The sequence below is a fragment of the Candidatus Marivariicella framensis genome (genome assembly GCF_982709265.1).
In genome coordinates, this window is sequence record NZ_CEXPNT010000030.1 from 1 (window position 1) to 17,443 (window position 17,443).

Annotated in this window: 21 protein-coding genes and 1 tRNA gene; 12 read left to right on the forward strand and 10 right to left on the reverse strand. The window is 29.6% G+C overall.

Features of this window, described 5'->3' with window-relative positions:
• Positions 1 to 15: 15 nt before the first annotated feature.
• Positions 16 to 90, forward strand: a tRNA-Val gene (locus tag AC34EU_RS08045).
• 33 nt (positions 91 to 123) lie between these two features.
• Here the strand turns inward: AC34EU_RS08045 and AC34EU_RS08050 are convergent.
• Positions 124 to 318, reverse strand: a complete 195-nt coding sequence (locus tag AC34EU_RS08050; RefSeq protein WP_489666868.1) for a hypothetical protein — start codon at positions 316 to 318, stop codon at positions 124 to 126.
• Between the two features lie 273 nt (positions 319 to 591).
• Here AC34EU_RS08050 and AC34EU_RS08055 point away from each other — a divergent pair, with 273 nt between their 5' ends.
• From AC34EU_RS08055 to AC34EU_RS08070, 4 genes are all read left to right on the forward strand, one after another.
• A complete protein-coding gene (locus AC34EU_RS08055) occupies positions 592 to 1,671 on the forward strand; it encodes a DUF2855 family protein (RefSeq protein WP_489696180.1) in 1,080 nt (359 codons plus the stop codon).
• A 32-nt stretch (positions 1,672 to 1,703) separates the two neighbouring features.
• The gene (locus AC34EU_RS08060) at positions 1,704 to 2,918 is read left to right on the forward strand and encodes a pyridoxal phosphate-dependent aminotransferase (RefSeq protein ID WP_489696181.1); all 1,215 of its coding nucleotides are present in this window, start codon (positions 1,704 to 1,706) and stop codon (positions 2,916 to 2,918) included.
• A 128-nt stretch (positions 2,919 to 3,046) separates the two neighbouring features.
• Complete coding sequence (locus AC34EU_RS08065) at positions 3,047 to 4,522, forward strand: flavin monoamine oxidase family protein (RefSeq protein ID WP_489696182.1); 1,476 nt, start codon at positions 3,047 to 3,049, stop codon at positions 4,520 to 4,522.
• A 36-nt stretch (positions 4,523 to 4,558) separates the two neighbouring features.
• Positions 4,559 to 5,125, forward strand: coding sequence for a YceI family protein (locus tag AC34EU_RS08070; protein WP_489696183.1), 567 nt, complete (start codon positions 4,559 to 4,561; stop codon positions 5,123 to 5,125).
• Between the two features lie 78 nt (positions 5,126 to 5,203).
• Here the strand turns inward: AC34EU_RS08070 and AC34EU_RS08075 are convergent, their stop codons facing one another.
• Positions 5,204 to 5,671 carry a hypothetical protein gene (locus AC34EU_RS08075; protein ID WP_489696184.1) on the reverse strand — a complete coding sequence of 156 codons (468 nt, stop codon included), beginning with the start codon at positions 5,669 to 5,671 and terminating at the stop codon, positions 5,204 to 5,206.
• Positions 5,672 to 5,826: 155 nt separating this feature from the next.
• Between AC34EU_RS08075 and AC34EU_RS08080 the strand changes: the two genes are divergently transcribed.
• Genes AC34EU_RS08080 through AC34EU_RS08090 form a run of 3 tightly spaced genes read left to right on the forward strand, consistent with a single transcriptional unit; the run spans position 5,827 to position 7,322 of the window.
• Positions 5,827 to 6,375: an RNA polymerase sigma factor gene (locus AC34EU_RS08080; RefSeq protein WP_489696185.1), complete on the forward strand. Its 549-nt coding sequence runs from the start codon at positions 5,827 to 5,829 to the stop codon at positions 6,373 to 6,375.
• 33 nt (positions 6,376 to 6,408) lie between these two features.
• Positions 6,409 to 6,804: a hypothetical protein gene (locus AC34EU_RS08085; protein WP_489666927.1), complete on the forward strand. Its 396-nt coding sequence runs from the start codon at positions 6,409 to 6,411 to the stop codon at positions 6,802 to 6,804.
• 14 nt (positions 6,805 to 6,818) lie between these two features.
• Positions 6,819 to 7,322, forward strand: a complete 504-nt coding sequence (locus AC34EU_RS08090) for a hypothetical protein (protein ID WP_489666926.1) — start codon at positions 6,819 to 6,821, stop codon at positions 7,320 to 7,322.
• A gap of 107 nt (positions 7,323 to 7,429) precedes the next feature.
• Here AC34EU_RS08090 and AC34EU_RS08095 read toward each other — a convergent pair whose 3' ends face one another.
• Together AC34EU_RS08095 and AC34EU_RS08100 are read right to left on the reverse strand one after the other, a co-directional pair.
• Positions 7,430 to 8,212, reverse strand: coding sequence for a zinc ribbon domain-containing protein (locus AC34EU_RS08095; protein WP_489696186.1), 783 nt, complete (start codon positions 8,210 to 8,212; stop codon positions 7,430 to 7,432).
• Position 8,213: 1 nt separating this feature from the next.
• The gene (locus tag AC34EU_RS08100; protein ID WP_489666924.1) at positions 8,214 to 8,996 is read right to left on the reverse strand and encodes a Nif3-like dinuclear metal center hexameric protein; all 783 of its coding nucleotides are present in this window, start codon (positions 8,994 to 8,996) and stop codon (positions 8,214 to 8,216) included.
• 47 nt (positions 8,997 to 9,043) lie between these two features.
• Here AC34EU_RS08100 and lpxK point away from each other — a divergent pair, with 47 nt between their 5' ends.
• Positions 9,044 to 10,066 (forward strand): tetraacyldisaccharide 4'-kinase, encoded by a 1,023-nt coding sequence (gene lpxK, locus AC34EU_RS08105; RefSeq protein ID WP_489666923.1) that lies wholly within the window; start codon positions 9,044 to 9,046, stop codon positions 10,064 to 10,066.
• A gap of 26 nt (positions 10,067 to 10,092) precedes the next feature.
• Here lpxK and lipA read toward each other — a convergent pair whose 3' ends face one another.
• The 5 genes from lipA to AC34EU_RS08130 form a co-directional block, all read right to left on the reverse strand.
• Positions 10,093 to 10,965, reverse strand: a complete 873-nt coding sequence (lipA, locus tag AC34EU_RS08110) for a lipoyl synthase (protein WP_489666928.1) — start codon at positions 10,963 to 10,965, stop codon at positions 10,093 to 10,095.
• 85 nt (positions 10,966 to 11,050) lie between these two features.
• Positions 11,051 to 12,274 (reverse strand): Nramp family divalent metal transporter, encoded by a 1,224-nt coding sequence (locus AC34EU_RS08115; RefSeq protein ID WP_489666922.1) that lies wholly within the window; start codon positions 12,272 to 12,274, stop codon positions 11,051 to 11,053.
• Positions 12,271 to 12,816: an RNA polymerase sigma factor gene (locus AC34EU_RS08120; RefSeq protein ID WP_489666921.1), complete on the reverse strand. Its 546-nt coding sequence runs from the start codon at positions 12,814 to 12,816 to the stop codon at positions 12,271 to 12,273. The genes AC34EU_RS08115 and AC34EU_RS08120 overlap by 4 nt, the downstream gene beginning before the upstream one ends.
• Before the next feature lie 23 nt (positions 12,817 to 12,839).
• Complete coding sequence (locus AC34EU_RS08125) at positions 12,840 to 13,046, reverse strand: membrane or secreted protein (protein WP_489696187.1); 207 nt, start codon at positions 13,044 to 13,046, stop codon at positions 12,840 to 12,842.
• Positions 13,047 to 13,109: 63 nt separating this feature from the next.
• Positions 13,110 to 13,610 carry a DUF456 domain-containing protein gene (locus tag AC34EU_RS08130; protein ID WP_489696188.1) on the reverse strand — a complete coding sequence of 167 codons (501 nt, stop codon included), beginning with the start codon at positions 13,608 to 13,610 and terminating at the stop codon, positions 13,110 to 13,112.
• A gap of 100 nt (positions 13,611 to 13,710) precedes the next feature.
• Here AC34EU_RS08130 and AC34EU_RS08135 point away from each other — a divergent pair, with 100 nt between their 5' ends.
• From AC34EU_RS08135 to hemW, 3 genes are read left to right on the forward strand one after another with little or no spacing between them, the layout of a single operon-like run.
• Positions 13,711 to 14,199 carry a hypothetical protein gene (locus AC34EU_RS08135; RefSeq protein ID WP_489666918.1) on the forward strand — a complete coding sequence of 163 codons (489 nt, stop codon included), beginning with the start codon at positions 13,711 to 13,713 and terminating at the stop codon, positions 14,197 to 14,199.
• The gene (gene ruvC / locus AC34EU_RS08140; protein WP_489666917.1) at positions 14,196 to 14,765 is read left to right on the forward strand and encodes a crossover junction endodeoxyribonuclease RuvC; all 570 of its coding nucleotides are present in this window, start codon (positions 14,196 to 14,198) and stop codon (positions 14,763 to 14,765) included. Before AC34EU_RS08135 ends, ruvC begins: the two co-directional genes overlap by 4 nt.
• A gap of 2 nt (positions 14,766 to 14,767) precedes the next feature.
• Entirely contained in the window at positions 14,768 to 15,901 is a 1,134-nt protein-coding gene (gene hemW / locus AC34EU_RS08145) for a radical SAM family heme chaperone HemW (RefSeq protein ID WP_489666916.1), read from the forward strand.
• Here hemW and AC34EU_RS08150 read toward each other — a convergent pair.
• On the reverse strand, positions 15,896 to 17,287 hold the full coding sequence (locus AC34EU_RS08150; protein WP_489666915.1) for a dipeptidase: 1,392 nt from the start codon (positions 17,285 to 17,287) through the stop codon (positions 15,896 to 15,898). The genes hemW and AC34EU_RS08150 overlap by 6 nt on opposite strands.
• Between the last annotated feature and the right edge of the window lie 156 nt (positions 17,288 to 17,443).

Consider the following 17,443-nt stretch of genomic DNA (forward strand, 5'->3'; position numbering starts at 1 on the left):
GTAAACACTATTATTGGGCGCTTAGCTCAGTTGGTTCAGAGCATTTGGTTTACACCCAAAGGGTCGGGGGTTCGAATCCCTCAGCGCCCACATTTTTAACCTCACTTTATAAGTGAGGTTTTTTTATTTATAATTTGAAATGTAATGATCTTCTCTTTCTTTTTTTAGCATTCCCATTGTTTCATCCATAAATTTATTTCGATCATTTCTTGTTTTAAATACCCATATACAAATAGTTTCACTACTATGATAAATTGCTTTTAATTCATCATCAATTTCACATATTTCTTTGGGAATATTGGTTTTTATACAAATCATGCTATCATAACTTTAAGTTCTATTCCTTAATAATAAGAAAATATATAAGTAAAATTAAGACTTTAAAAGTGGGATGAAATTCAAAATAGATGAATAAACTTTATTTTATGATTTTAAAGACAATTCTATCATGTTTAATATCAATTGTTTCCAGTTGAGATTTAATCTAACTTGTACCCTTTTTTATTCTTACTTCAAAAGTCAAAAGAAATTCTAAATCATTTTTATACAGTAAAATATTACCTTTCACCTAGATTTAATGACTAATAATTTATGAATAAAAAAAATCTAACTTTTCTGGTAAATAAGTATGATCTTTTTGAAGCTGCTTTTTCAGAGGACAGCATTCCAATTTCAAAAACCGATGAAGTCATATTAGAAATTGAAAGATATGCTTTTACTACAAATAATATTACGTATGCAGTTATTGGGGATACGTTAGATTATTGGAATTTCTTTCCAGCTGAGGAACCTTATGGTATTGTCCCAGTTTGGGGTTTTGCGAATGTTATTTCTTCTCAAAATGAAAATGTTTCTGAGGGAGAAAAGTTTTATGGATATTTTCCTATGAGCAAATACTTAAAAGTTATACCAAAAAAGGTAAACACCCATGGCTTTATAGATGATTCTAATCATAGAAGAAAACTTCCTTCAGTATACAATCATTACCTAAAAATTTCAAAAAATACAGATGAATCACTAGAATATCATCCTTTAATAAAACCTCTATTTTTAACTTCGTTTTTGAATTATTATTTTTTGAAAGATGAAAAATTTTTTGAATGTGATCAGATAATTCTTACAAGCGCATCTTCTAAAACAGCTTTATCTTTGGCATTTTTATTATCTAAAAATAAACTAGAAGACAAAAAAAAAATTATAGGTATTACATCGGATAAAAACATAAAATTTTTATCAAAAATTAAATTTTATGACACCGTTTTATCTTATGATAATGCAGAGGAAAAACTTAATTCATCAAAATCAATAATAGTTGATTTTGCTGGGAGCTCTGATTATCTAAAAAAATTATCTGATTACTTAGCAGACTCATTAAAATACGTCAGTTTAATAGGATTAGCAGATTGGTCTTCAAAAACTAATTTTAAATCAATTCCTAATTCTAAATTTTTCTTTGCACCAAATCATGCTGAAAAAAGATACAAAACAATGGGAGTTAAAAAAACCACATTATTGGCTGAAGTCTTATTGAAAGAATTTATTATGAAAATTAAACATGACATAAAACTAAAATATTTTAATGATCCCAAAGAATTACATGAACTGTATTTAAAATCCTTAAAAGGACAAATAGATCCAAGTAAGGGTTATATGGTACAGCTAAGTAATTAATGAACCTTTGACGGAGTTTTTATATCTTCGCAATGATGACAATTGATGAAAAATTCAAAGCTATTGGTACAAATAATGCTCCTGGTCAGGAAGTCCGACAAAATCTAGGAGATCTTAACACCATTATGCTTGGCGAGAAACTTGATGGAGTTCATATTGATTTCTCTCATGGGGATGTAGATGCCTTTCCTCCAACACCCGGTTCTGATGAAGCTTGGAAAGAGGGTTTTAGTAGAGGTGGATCTCAAGCGTATACTGAGTATAGAGGATCGGCTGAAATAAGAAATAGACTGGCTGCTAGACTTGGGAAGTTTACTGGCAGGCCAATTGAAGCTAATAGCGAATTGATTATAACTCCTGGAACTCAAGGGGCATTATTTTTGGCACTTGCTTCAATGGTTAATGCTGGGACAAAAGTTGCTGTAGTTGAACCTGACTATTTTGCCAACCGCAAACTTGTTAAGTTTTTCGGAGGTGACATTTTACCAATTCCTCTAAACTACAAGGATACTCAATTTGAAAACAGCCCAGATCTAAATCGAATTGAAGACGCATTTAAAGCAGGAGCAAAGGTTTTAGTCTTTTCAACACCCAATAATCCTACAGGTCTTGTCTATTCAAAAACTACAATAACTAAAATAGCAGATTTTGCAGCAACCCATGATGTTAGTGTAATTGTGGATCAACTGTACTCTAGAATGCTATATAGTGGTGAGGTCTATACTCATCTTCGTTCTTGTGATGTTCAGCCTGAAAATCTTATTACTATCATGGGGCCATCAAAAACTGAATCTCTTAGCGGATTTCGCCTTGGAGTCGCATTTGGCACACCAAAATTGATTGAAAGAATGGAATCCCTTCAAGCTATAGTTTCTTTGCGTGCTGCAGGATACAATCAATCAGTTCTTGATACTTGGTTTCAGGAACCTTTGGGCTGGATTGAAAATCGTATTCGAGAACATGAATCAATAAGAGATGAATTACTACAAACTTTCAGGGCTGGTAATATCTATACAGCAACCCCACAGGCTGGCAGTTATCTTTTCCCACAACTACCCCCGCTTCGTATAGATTTATACACTTTTATACACTTACTGCGATATCAGGCAAAGGTGATAGTTACGTCTGGATCAGAATTTGATCCAGCTTGTATGGATAGTATCCGACTCAACTTTTCACAGGATTACTCTGCTGCAGTTTCAGCAGCAAAACGAATTGTAAAAATGGTGGAAATTTACCGCATATGAACAAAATTGGTTAAAGTTTATTTTGAACATAATTATAGCATGCTTAGCATCAATAGTTTTTATTCTAGATTTAATTAATACTAAATGAACATTAAAAATATATAAATCTTAATTGTATATTTATTTTTGTGAATTTAATTAAAAATCAAAATCAACTAACAAGAAGATCATTTATTAAGAAAACCGGAGTTGCTACTTCTTTATTTTCTTTTTCACCTTTATCAATCTCATCGATTTTTTTCAATTCAACTGACGATAAACGAATAATTGTTATAGGTGCAGGTCTTGCTGGTTTATCATGTGCTTATGAGTTAGACCAAGCTGGATATAATGTGATGTTGATTGAAGCTCGTTCTCGTCCAGGTGGAAGAGTCAGTACTTATCGCGATTTGTTTTCTGATAATTTATATTCTGAAATGGGTGCTGAATATGTGGATAGTTCAGACAAGTACGTTCATGAATATTGTAAAAAATTTAATTTAAAAGTTTTACCAGCAAAACAGTATGATGGAGTCTATTTAAAAGGTCAAAGATTGACCATGGAAGGGTTAAGATCGGGTAGAGATTCATTACCTTTTAAAGGAACTTTAAAAGGTAAATTATTTGGTCAGGAAGTTCAATACATTAAAAAGTGGATAGATTTAGTAAATTTAAAAGGTATAAGTTCCCCAGAAGTTCAGGGGTTAGATAAAATTTCAGTTGAAGAGATTTTAATAAAAGGAGGAGCTCCAAAAGATATCATTGATTTATATGCGTATGCAAATGCAACTGAAGAAACAACAGTTCCTTCAAAGATGTCTGCATTGGACATGGTTCTGTCTAACACAAGAACATCAGGTTTTAGTGAAAATACAGTTGAGGGAAGAATTCTTGGAGGTAATGATCAGTTGCCAAAAATACTTGCAAAAAAAATAGGATCAAAAATTATGTATAATCAACCATTATGTCGTCTTGATTATGGTTCTAATTCTATTATTGCCACTGTTAAAGAGAATGAAAAACTAATTCAAATTCCAGCAACAAAATGTGTACTAGCAATCCCAGCCACGATATTAAAAAATATAAATATCAATCCCGGTTTTTCTATAGAAAAGACAAAATGTATAAATAATCAACAATATGGACATGCTATGAAAATAGCAATGCAATATCGTCAGCGATTTTGGAATAATAAGAATTCTATTGGACAACGAGTTTTTACAGATACTCCATTACGAAGAGTTTATGATTTCTCTATTGATCAACCCGGACCAAGAGGAATATTATTAAGCTTTACCTCAGGAGAAGATGCTATAAAACTTGGAAGGCTTGATAAAAATAAAAGATTAGAGATTGCTAAAAACACTTGTAAAAACATATGGTCAGAAGTACCACAATACTGGGAGAAAGGAATTATAAAATATTGGAATGAAGATCCTTGGGTAAAAGCCAGTTATTCTTTTGCTGGAGTTGATCAGAAAGGTTACAGAGAGATATTGGCAAAAACTGAGGAATCTGTTTATTTTGCTGGTGAACATACGGCCACTCAAAGAGCTTCCATGAATGGAGCTATAGAATCAGGTTTGCGTGTAACCGAAGAATTGAAAAGAACAATGAAAATATAATTAAAAGCACCTAATAATAATAATAAATTTAAAACTATGATAAATAAAATTTTTACAATTACAGCCCTATTAATTACTTCATTAACTATGGGGCAGAGTTTTACTCTAAATAATATGGAAAGTAAATTAAAGTGGACTGGAAAAGAAATGACAACAAAGGAGCATTATGGTTCAATTGGTTTTAAATCAGGAATAATGACTCTAAAGGATAACCAACCAGTATATGGTAAATTTATAGTTGACATGATAACTTTAAAAAATGAAGATTTACCTGAAGACTATCGAGGAAGACTTGAAGGTCATTTGAAATCAGATGATTTTTTCTCAGTAGATAAATTTTCAGAAGCTATTTTAGAATTTACGACTTCATCGGTTCAAAACTCAGTAGAATATAATATCCAAGGTAATTTAACAATTAAAGGCACTACTCATCCAGTAGATTTTACTATAAGTTTTATTGATGATCACTGGAAGGCCAATCTTATTTTTGATAGATCTAAGTATGATGTTCGTTTCCGTTCAGGAACTTTTTTTGAAAATCTAGGAGATAAATTAATTTATGATGATATAGTTATAGAAACAGATCTTTTTTTTAAAATGTAGAAATCATTTATGATTGAAGTTTATACCCTCCGAAAGCAGGGTTTTTATTCATGAAACTTTGTGACCAAATAAATAAACTTAACGATTTACTATTCCTTTTTGTAGTTTCATCAATAAAATATCTTTACTTATTTCAGTTTTAATTTCCACCTCTGTTGATTCATTTTCATTAACTGAAACTTCTTTTATTTTAGGAAGTAGTTTTTTTACCTCCCTGTAGGAATGATACTTATGGCCTCTCAATAAAATTTCACCATCAACTTTCACTATAGTTTTACCGTCAATTATAAACTCATAATTACGGTCTTCATAAAAACTACTTAAATCAATTTTGATCTTAAAATTTTTACTCCAAAAAGGTTCTGTCAACAGTCTTGTTATAAAATAATCCCTTTCCTTAAATGAATAATCAACTCCTGAAATAGTTATAATTGGAAGTGCTTTTATATTAACTTCTACTTCGTTTAAGTCTATTTTTGTTCCTTGACTAAAAGACTTAGAAATTGTAATTAATAAAAAAAAAGTGATTAGTGTCAGAGATCTCATGTTATAAACGTACAAAACTTTCTTTTAGTGAAAGAGGATAATGTGTCCCATAAAAAAGAAACTATATTATACCATTTAAAACTCTTAAATTAGACCTTTAACTTGTGTAGATGTCAAATAATAAAATTTAAAAAAGTATTTTTTTAAAATAAGAGATGAAAAAATATACTGACCATGATCTTCTAATTATGTTTAAAAGCATTGAAAAGAAAAATTATGCTTTTAATTACATAATCAATCTCTATCAGGAAAGAATTTACTGGCATATTAGAAAAATATTGATATCTCACGAAGACTCTAATGATGTTACTCAAAACACTTTTATCAAAGTTTTTGAGAATCTTATTAAATTTAAAGGAGAATCTAAAATATATACCTGGATATATAAAATAGCCACAAATGAATCCCTATCGTTTTTAAAAAAGAATAGAAAATATTTTTTTGAGTCTATAGATAATGTGTCTTCTAGTTTAATGACAAACCTTAAGTCTGAAAATTATTTTGATGGAAATGAGGGTGAAAAAAAATTACAGAAAGCCATACTTACTTTGCCAATAAAGCAAAGATTAACTTTTAACATGAAATATTTTGACAACATGAAATATAAGCAAATCTCTCAAATTTTAGGAACATCTGTAGGTGCATTAAAAGCAAATTATCATCATGCGAAAAATAAAATTCAAAAATATTTAAAAGAAAATTAAACCTTTTTATAAATTAACTATCTTACTATAGAGATGAAACAAACTAATAACATAGAGCAATTTGATAAAAAACAATCTTTTATTGTTCCAGAAAATTATTTTTCTAAACTTAAAAGTGATATTCAGTTTAAAACTGAAAATCTAGAATCAAAAATTGGGTTTAAAAATTATTTAAGTATTAAAACAATTGTTCCCGTCTTAGCTTCAGTATTTTTATTATTAATTACATTTAATTATGTTAAAACATTTGATCCAAAAAGTGATAATGTACTTAGTGAAGAAATTTACACTGAATTTGTTGAGTTTGAAATCGAAAATATTGATGAAGAATATTTATTTGAATTTTTACCAGATGAAGAGTATGCTTTTTCTGATGAAATCGAATATCTAATTGATAATAACACTGATTACGATTTAATAATTAAATAAATAATAAAGGAAAAATGAAGATCACTAAATTTGTTATAATACTTGCATTACCACTTTTCATTTTTTCTCAAGATAAAAATGAAACTTATAAGAATGAAAAGCATAAAAGAATGCAAAGCAGAAAAATTGCTTATATTTCTGACAACCTAGAATTGTCACCTAATCAAGCCGAATTATTTTGGCCTATGTATAATTTATATAGTTCTGAAATGAACTCTGTTCGAGTTAATAAAAAGAAAGTTTTAAGAAATTATAATAAAAACCAATCCTCTATGGATAATACTGAGTTAGGTTTTATCATTGATGGTCTTCTTAAAGTAGAAAAAGAAAACCTGGAATTAAAAATTAAATTCCTTAAACAATTCTCGAAGATTATTTCTAACAGGCAAATTATTGAACTTCACCAATCAGAAGAGGGTTTTAAGAAAGAGCTATTAAGGAAAATTAAAAAAGGAGATAAGAGGTCTTCAGATTATCCACTCTCCCCCCCCCCAAGAACTAAAAATGAAGGTAAGTAACTCCAAAATCCTTCATTATTAGTTATTCTAAATCAATAGGTAGCTGAGTAATATTTTTATATAAAAAAACCCTCATAATGAGGGTTTTTGCATTTCTAGATAAAGAGTTATTTAGATTTCTTAAATATAGATGACATTTTAACTCGTTCCTCTTCTGCTAACTTTTCATCAACTAAAATCCTACCACTGTGTTCATCTGTTATTATTTTATTTCGAGAAGCAATTTCCATTTGGGTTTGAGGTGGAATTGCAAAATAAGAACCTCCAGCAGCCCCTCTTTCAACAGGAACAACTGCTAGACCATTTTTAACACTTGAACGAATTTTATTATATGCTGACATCAGATGTTCTTCTATGTTTTCAGAAAATTCTTTAGATTTTTTTGTAAGTAATTTTTCTTCTTTTTCAGTTTCACTCATTATTGAACTTAATTCTTCATTTTTTGCATTCAAATGAGCAGTTCGTTCATCCAGCTTAACTTGAACCTCTTCAATACTTAATGACTTTTGATCTGACTTAGCATGGAATTCTCTAATTCTTTTTTCAGATAGTTCAATTTCAAGTTTTTGATATTCTTGTTCTTTATGAATAGAATTATACTCTCTATTATTTCTTACATTTTTTAGATTTGTTTCATATTTTTTATCAGCTTCTTTTGCAACTTCAATATTATTTTTTTGTAATGCAACCTCATCCTGACAATCTTTGAGCTCTGATTTAAAATTTTCTAAACGAGATGTAAGACCTGCAATTTCATTTTCTAGATCTTCAACTTCTAAGGGGAGTTCACCTCTAACGCTTCTGATTTCGTCAATACGAGAGTCTATTAATTGGAGATCAAATAAAGATCTAAGCTTTTTTTCTACTGAAATTTGTTTTTTCTTGGCCATGCTAGAAATAATTTACTGGATTAGTGTTTGTAGTAGCTAAAATGATGGCAAAACTAGGGAATTTTTTCCGAAGATAGTCATGTATTAAATTTTTTGTAAACTGTTCACTTTCATAGTGGCCAATATCAATCAGAACTATCTGTTCATTTGCCTCAAAAAAATTATGATATTTAAGATCTGCTGTTATGTATGCATCTGCTTTTTGTTCAATTGAATCTTTTATAGCAAACGATCCAGAACCTCCCAATACAGCTACTCTTTTTATTTTTTTATTAAGCAATCTACTATGTCTTATTGAATTTGTTTTCATTTGAATTTTAATAAATTCTAAAAACTCTTTTTCTCTTTTTGGGGTTTCTAATTCTCCTATTCTACCCATTCCAATGCTTATATTTTCCTTATTAGAAACAAGTATTTTTGAATTTTTAAGACCTATTTTTTCTGATATTTTATAGTTAACACCTCTATTGTGATTGTCTAATGATGTGTGCATTGAATATATAGAGATTTTATTTTCAATAGCTTTTATAACTGTTTTTTCAACGTAACTATTTGTTGTTAATTTTTTTATTCCTGAAAATATAATAGGATGAAAACTAACAATCAAATTGCAGTTTTTCTCAATAGCTTCGTTTATAATTCCCTCTGTAGTATCAAGAGTTATTAATACTCCTTTTAAATTTAAATCAGCATTACCAACCAATAGACCCACGTTATCAAAATCTTCTGCTTGAGATAGAGGAGACCATTCTTCAATTGTATCAATAAAATCTTGAATTTGCATTTATAATCTTAATCTACAAATATAGTATTATCTTTCAGGGGATGAAATTGATTCGATTATTACTGATTCCGATAGCAATGTTGTATGGCTTAATATTATCAATTCGGAATGGATTATTTAATTTTAAATTTTTTAAAAGTCAACATACTCTATTGCCATCAATCGGTATAGGCAACCTATCTACAGGAGGTACTGGCAAATCTATAGTTGTTGATTATTTAATTTCTATATATCATTCAAAGTATTCTATTGCAGTTTTGAGCAGAGGTTATGGAAGGAAGTCTACTGGATTTAAAATAGCTAATTCTTCAAGTTCGGCTATTGAAATAGGAGATGAACCATTTCAGTTTTTTAAAAAATATCCCAATATTAAAGTAGTAGTTGGAGAAAATAGGGTTAGCGCTGTAAATAAAATTTTTAAATATGAACCTAAAATCAACTTACTTATCCTTGATGATGTAATGCAACATAGATGGATAACTCCAAGTCATCTTATACTAACAACTACTTATTCTAATCCTTTTTTTAATGATTTTATTCTCCCTTTTGGAAATCTAAGAGAATATGCAGTTGGAAAAAAAAGAGCTCAAACTATTATTGTTACTAAGTGTCCATCTAGTTTTTCAGAACAAAATAGAATAGATTTTGAAAAGAAATGTAATTTGTTGTCCACTCAAAATATTTTTTTTACTAAAATAAATTACTCAGAAACAATTCTTAATAATAATGAAAAATTAGATTTTGTTAATCTTAAAAGTAAAAAAATAGTTTTAGTTACTGGAATATCTGATTCACAGCCTTTAGTTGAGTTTTTGAATTCTAATAATATTTCATTTAATCACTTGAAATATAGAGATCATTTTAATTATGATACAATGGCTATCAAAAAAATTAAAAAGGAAGCAAATAGCTCATTGATTCTTACTACTGAAAAAGACTATGGAAGACTTTTTCCTTTATTAAAATCAAATAAACTTTATTATATTCCAATTAATCTAACTTTTTTTTCAAAAAATGAAGAACATGAGTTTAATGAAAAAATAAAATCTTTTATAAAAATTAAAAATTAAGAGTGTGAAGGCTTTTAGACAAAAATCTAATGTATGTGTTTGTGTGCTTTATAAGAAGATCTCACTAATGGCCCACTTTCAACATGTCTAAATCCTAGGTTTAATGCATAATCCTCAAACTTCTTAAACATGTCCGGAGTAATAAATGATGTAACTGGAAGATGCTTTTTACTGGGCTGAAGATATTGACCTAGGGTAACTACATCTACATTCACTTTAATCAAATCATCTAATGTCTCATATACTTCATCTTCTTTTTCACCTAGACCAAGCATTATTCCTGATTTAGTCCTTTTAGCTCCCTTTTCCTTTAAGTAAGAGAGAACTCCGAGACTTCTATCGTATTTAGCTTGAATTCTTACATGACGTGTTAATCTTCGAACTGTTTCAACATTATGTGAAACAACCTCTGGAGATACTTTAACGATCCTATCAATAATATTTTGATTACCTTGAAAATCAGGTATTAAAGTTTCTAAAGTTGTTTCTGGATTTAACCTTCTAATAGCATTCACAGTTTCAGCCCAAATAATCGAACCCATATCTTTTAAATCATCTCGATCTACAGATGTAATAACGGCATGTTTAATTTTCATTATTTTAATGGATTGAGCTACTTTTTCAGGTTCTTCCCAGTCCACTTGTGAGGGTCTCCCTGTCTTAACTCCACAAAAACCACAGGATCTGGTGCAGATATTACCAAGAATCATGAAAGTTGCAGTTCCTTCTGCCCAACATTCTCCCATATTAGGGCAACTACCGGACGTGCAAATGGTATTTAGTTTGTATTTATCAACAAGATTTCTTAAATCGGTATATTTTTTACCAGTAGGTAACTTTACTCTAATCCATTTAGGCTTTGAAACTCTAGTTTGATTTTTAGAGGTTTTGGTAGTGATGTTTTCTTTTGGAAGAGAAATTTTATTCCATTTAGATTTAAGTACTTCAACATTTTTTTTCTCTAAAATATTCAATGTTTTTTTTTCAAATATACAAAACTTCTCTAAAGCTGTATAAATATCCGATAGTGAAAGTTGATAAAAAAACAAGTCCAGACCAGCTTAAGAAAATCATAAATTTATTTGGCTGAAATTCTTTAGGCATGTGATTACTTGTCACTAGCTTTAAGTTAGCCCATGCAAAAAAAGGTGTAGTTAAAAAAGATAAAACTGTAGCTATTTGAACTAAAAGTCCCATCTCAGATTTATAAAAAACAAAAATTCCGATTGTTCCTAATGCTAAAAGAAAAAGAAATGGTAAGTAAAAATCTCTTTTATCATTCATCAGGATTTGTAGGGTTTTTGAAAACGCTCTTGGTGAAGCATCTAGAGTAGTAATTGTGGTACTGAACATAGTTGTAAATGCTGCTAATGAAATAACAACAGCAAAAGAAGTACCGAGGTTTTCAGTATATAATTCTATTAGTTGACCTGCAAAAACTAAACCTTGATCTGAAAATCTAATATCAGAATTATACATAACTAGCGCACCTAGTCCCATAAAACACAAACCCAAAAATATTGTTGCACCATACCCAATATTAAAATCAAACAAACTTTCTTTTAGATTAATTTTAGATGAATTTTTTTGTTTTTCAACTGACCAAATTGAATGCCAAATCGAAATATCCATAGGAGCTGGCATCCAACCCATAAACGCTATTAAAAATAATAATCCTGAGCCTTCAGGTAGTATTTGTTCAAAAGGAGGAAAAGTATTTGATTTAACAAAAGCAACACTCACAGCTAATATGGTACAAATAGAAAGAATAACAATGATAAACTTCATTAGGTTATCTAATAATTTGTATTTACCGACAATTAACAGAAAAGAGCAAATTAGAATTATTGTAGAGGCCCATGCGGTTAGATTTACACTAATTCCAAAAAGATGGGCAGCAAGACCGGCAGTTACAATAGTTACTGCTGCCTGAATAGTGAACATGTTTGCAGTATTTAAAAGAGCATACCCCCACAAATAACCCTTACCGAGCTTTGCGTATCCATCTAATAGTGTTTCGCCTGTTGCTACTGCATATCTAGGTCCAAATTCAAAGAAAGGGTATTTAAAAAGATTTATGAGAATAAATGCCCAAATTAGACTCCATCCATAATCAGCTCCTGCTCTAGTTGAATAGACCAAATGAGATACTCCAATTGCTGCTCCAGCAAAAAGAAGACCCGGACCTAATTTCTTTAAAGTATTCATTTTTTATTTAATTTTTCAGCTAAAAGTCGTTTTGCTCTAAGTATTTTTACCTTGACCGTGTTTAGCGGTTGGTTAAGCTCTAAACTTATTTCCTTATAACTGTAATCTTCAAAAAATCTAAGTTGTAAAATTTTCCGATATTCTTTTTTTAAGCTTTTAATTGTATTTAAAAGCTCATCAAGATTTTGATTAATTATCATACCTTCCTCCGGACTGGGCATATTATCAATTATCATATGAGTATTAGAATCATCTATATGATCAGATTGTATTTTCTTTAAAGATTTTTCTTTCCTTATTTGGTCTAAGTGCAAGTTTTTAGATATGGTAATTAGCCACGTTTTAAAAGTAAATTTTGGATCAAATGAATCTAATCTATCAAATGCTTTAGTAAATGTTTGAATTGATATTTCCTCAGCTATTTGACTATTTCCAATTCTTTTCAGTTGATAATTATATAGGTACTCCCAATTTAAATCAAATAAAACTTGAAATGCTTTTTGATCATTTTTTTTAGCCTGAAAAATTAATTCTTCTTCCATAATTTAATTTCTAGATTGAAGACTCAATTAGCTTGGGGGTCTATGCCCTTGCAATCTTGATCTTTTGGAAGTTTCCCACACATTCCACAAGGCTCATCATTTTTATTCAGAAAAGGACTTTGACTTGCACATGTTCCAGCAAATTCTCCATTCTTTTTAGCCCATATCTTTATGGCTATACCGGCAAAACAAAAGCTCAATAAAACAAAGGTTAATAAAAATAATTTCATAGTATAAAGATATAAAAATCAATTAAGGCTTACATATTTATATGATATTGATGGTTAATCAAATTAAAAAATAAAAAACCTAAATTTCCATACCTGAAAAATATATATTGAAAAAAACACACATGTTACTGAAAACTTTAAAAAAAATCCACTTATTAATCCCAACATAGTCCCTAAAGACGCTTTAATAGCTAAATCAATTTTTCTAATATCATTTAACAATTCACCAATGAAAGCCCCAAGAAAAGGGCCAATTATTAGCCCAAAAGGACCTAAAAAAACAACTCCAATTATTAATCCAGTACTAGCTCCAATAACACCCTTTTTAGACCCTCCAAATATTTTTGTTCCTAATATGGGTAACAAATAATCAACTAAAAAAATTAATAATGCTATTACAAATGTTATTAGTAAAAGTGTTTTATTGGATTTAATATGTTCAATTTGATATAAAAATACAAATCCAAACCATCCGGTTAAAGGTCCTGGAATTATAGGAAAAAAACATCCAATCAATCCTAAAATCATCATCAAAAAACTAAAAATAAAATAAAATAGGTCCATTAATGTATTTGATTGATAAAAGTAAGCTATTTCAAAAATATTAAAAAAAAGAGTTCACGTAAAAGTTGTATTTTAGAAAATCTAAAAAAATTTCAAATAAATGCAAATCATCAAAGGAATTAGCATTGCTGTTCTTAGTTTTTCTTCTTTTGGCTGCGATTTCATAGACACAAAAAAAGTTTCTTATGAAGAAATTAAACTTGCTTCTACCTGGTCGGAAAATGATCAGCCACCTTCCTTCGAGCAATGTGATGTTTTGTTAGAATTAATTGATCAACAAAAGTGTTTTGAAGAAAATCTATTAAACTCGATTTATTCGAGTTTTTCATTGCTTAAACTTGAATCCTTAGAACCTTTTATTTCTGAAATAATTGTTGTCATTAAAATTGATGAAAAAGGATTATTTAGTATTGTTGAATTTCATGATTCTGATGAGGTGTTTAAAAAAATTAAGAGCTTAGAAAAACAAATAATTAATATTGTAAATAACCTTCCAAAAGCTTTACCGGCTATCAAAACTAATGTAGGTTCTTATGTTAATGTTAAGTTTACTATACCTATTAAAATTAAAGCAAGTATAATAGAATGACAGAGAAAGAGATAATTATTCTTGGTATTGACCCTGGAACAACTATAATGGGATTTGGAGTTATTAGTGTAACTGGTCAAAAAATGAATTTATTGGAATTAAATGAGCTTCAACTAAAAAAAGAAAAAGATCACTACACAAAACTGAAACTAATCTTTGAAAGAACAATAGAGTTAATTGATAAATACCACCCTGATGAATTAGCAATTGAAGCTCCTTTTTTTGGAAAAAATGTTCAATCTATGTTGAAATTAGGGAGGGCGCAGGGTGTAGCTATGGCAGCAGGCTTATCCAGAGAACTGATAATTAAAGAATATTCTCCTAAAAAAATTAAAATGGCAATTACTGGAAGTGGAAATGCATCCAAGGAACAAGTAGCAAAAATGTTACAGAACATTTTTAAAATAAAAGTTTTACCAAAAAATTTAGATTCTACAGATGGTTTAGCTGCTGCAGTTTGTCATTTTTATAATCGAAACTCTCCTACCGCACAAAAAAAATATTCAGGATGGTCTGCTTATGTGAGTCAAAACCCTTCTCTATTAAAAAAAGGCCTTAATAGTTAATTATGGCTGGAATATATATTCATTTTCCTTTTTGTAAGCAAGCTTGTACGTATTGTAATTTTCATTTTTCTACATCATTAAAAAATAAAGATATCCTAATTGAATCAATGTATAGAGAAATTGAATTACGAAATAGATTTTTTAAAAATGAAATTATAGATAGTATATATTTTGGAGGAGGATCTCCTTCTCTTTTATCAGCAAAATCTTTAGGATTTTTTATTTTAAAAATAAAAAAATTATTTAATGTTTCTCGTTTAGTAGAGATAACTGTAGAATTAAATCCAGATGATTCATCTACAGAATATTTAAATGAATTGAAAGAAATTGAAGTTAACAGAGCAAGTTTGGGCATTCAATCTTTTATTGAAGAAGATTTAAATTTAATGAAAAGAGCACATTCATCTGATCAAGCATTTGATTCAATAGAGAAGGTGAAATCTGTTTTTAAAAACTTTTCAATCGATTTAATATATGGTTTGCCAAATAGTAATCTTGATAAGTGGATGTTTAATTTGAATACCTCTCTCATCTATGAGCCTCCTCATATTTCATGTTATGCCCTAACAGTAGAGCCTAAAACCTTATTGAAAAAGCAGATTGACTCTGGAGAGACTTCATTAATTGAGGAGTCTAAAGTTGAAGAACAGTATTTAAATATGGTTAACTATTTACAGAAAAATAAATATGATAATTATGAGTTTTCTAGTTTTGCAAAGCCTGGAAATCATTCAATTAACAATAATGGGTATTGGAAAGGTAAACCTTATCTTGGTATAGGGCCTTCAGCTCATAGTTTTGATGGGAATAATAAAAGAAGTTGGAATATTAATCAAAATAATCTTTATATAAAGTCGATTAAGGAAAACAAGCTGCCATTTACAGAAGAACACTTAAGCTTAAAAGATAAATTCAATGAAACAATTATGACAGGTTTAAGAACATCGACCGGGGTTTCACTAAAAGAAATAAGGGATAAGCTTGGGAATAAATTTGCAGATTATCTTGAGGAAAACTCAAAAAATCGAATTCTTTCAAATGACTTGTATTGGGATAGAGGTCATCTACATGTTACTAAAAAATCTAAATTTTTATCTGATGGAATTGCTTCGGACTTGTTTATTATAGATTTATAATTTACTTTTTTTAAATAATTCTGAAAAATTTTTGTAAAAGTATGGAATTGTTTCAATACCCTTAAAAAAGTTAAATAATCCAAAGTGTTCGTTGGGAGAATGAATAGCATCGCTATTTAGACCAAAACCCATTAAAATTGTTTTGCATTTAAGAACCTCCTCAAACAGAGGTACAATTGGTATACTTCCACCGTCTCTAACGGAATAAGGAGCCTTTCCAAAACTTTTTTCATAGGCTAAATGAGCTGCTTTATAAGCGATATTGTTTGTTGGAGTAACATATGCCTGTCCTCCATGATGAGTAGTGACACTTACTTTTACTGAAGAAGGAGCAATTTTTTTAAAATGGTTTTCAAAAAGTAAACTTATTTTCTCCCAATTTTGGTTAGGCACCAATCTCATTGATATTTTAGCATATGCTTCACTCGGAATCACGGTTTTAGCACCTTCACCTGTATATCCACCCCATATTCCATTTACATCCAAGGTGGGACGGATGGATTTTCTTTCTTGAGTTGTAAAACCTAATTCACCTGATGTTGAATTGATATTAAGAGAATCTTTAAATGACTGTTCATTGAATGGTATTTTTGACATTTCTTTTCGTTCTTCTTCACTTAAATCAACAACATCATCATAAAATCCAGGTATATTAATTTTTCCTTCACTGTCTTTTAGACTACTTATCATATCACAAAGAGTATTTATAGGGTTAGCTACAGTTCCTCCATATAAACCAGAATGTAGGTCACGATTAGGTCCTGTAACTTTAACCTCCATATAGCTTAGACCCCTAAGACCAGTTGTAATAGATGGTTGAGTATTGTTTAAAATCCCAGTATCTGAAATTAAAATAACATCAGACTTTAAACGATTAGAATTCTCACGAATAAAAATTTCTAAATTATCACTTCCTACTTCCTCTTCTCCTTCAATCATAAACTTCACATTACATGGGAGATCTTTATTGCTTATCATTAACTCGAGAGCCTTTACATGCATAAACATTTGTCCTTTGTCATCACAAGAACCTCTCGCAAAAACTGCCCCTTCAGGGTGTATGTCAGTCTTTTTTATTATTGGTTCAAAAGGTGGGCTTTCCCAAAGATCAACTGGGTCAGGGGGTTGCACGTCATAATGACCATAAACTAAAACTGTAGGAAGATTTGGACTTATTATTTTTTCTCCATAGACAATTGGATGCCCTTGTGTTGGAATGATTTCAATATTTTCACAACCTGCTAATGAAATTGAATTAGCTAGCCAAACTGCTGCTTCTTTAACAGATTTTTTATATTTAGGATCAGCACTAATTGAGGGAATTTTAAGGAAATCAATTAATTCATTTAAATATTGGTCTTGTTTATTTTGAGATAGTTTGTACATGAATTTTTTATTGGTTTGTAAAAATAAGAAAAGCTAGTAATCAAATTAATAAGATCTAATTATTTTTATAAAAACTTGTTTATATTTGTGCACCTTTTTAAACAATAGCGGGTGTGGTGAAATTGGTAGACACGCTAGACTTAGGATCTAGTGCTT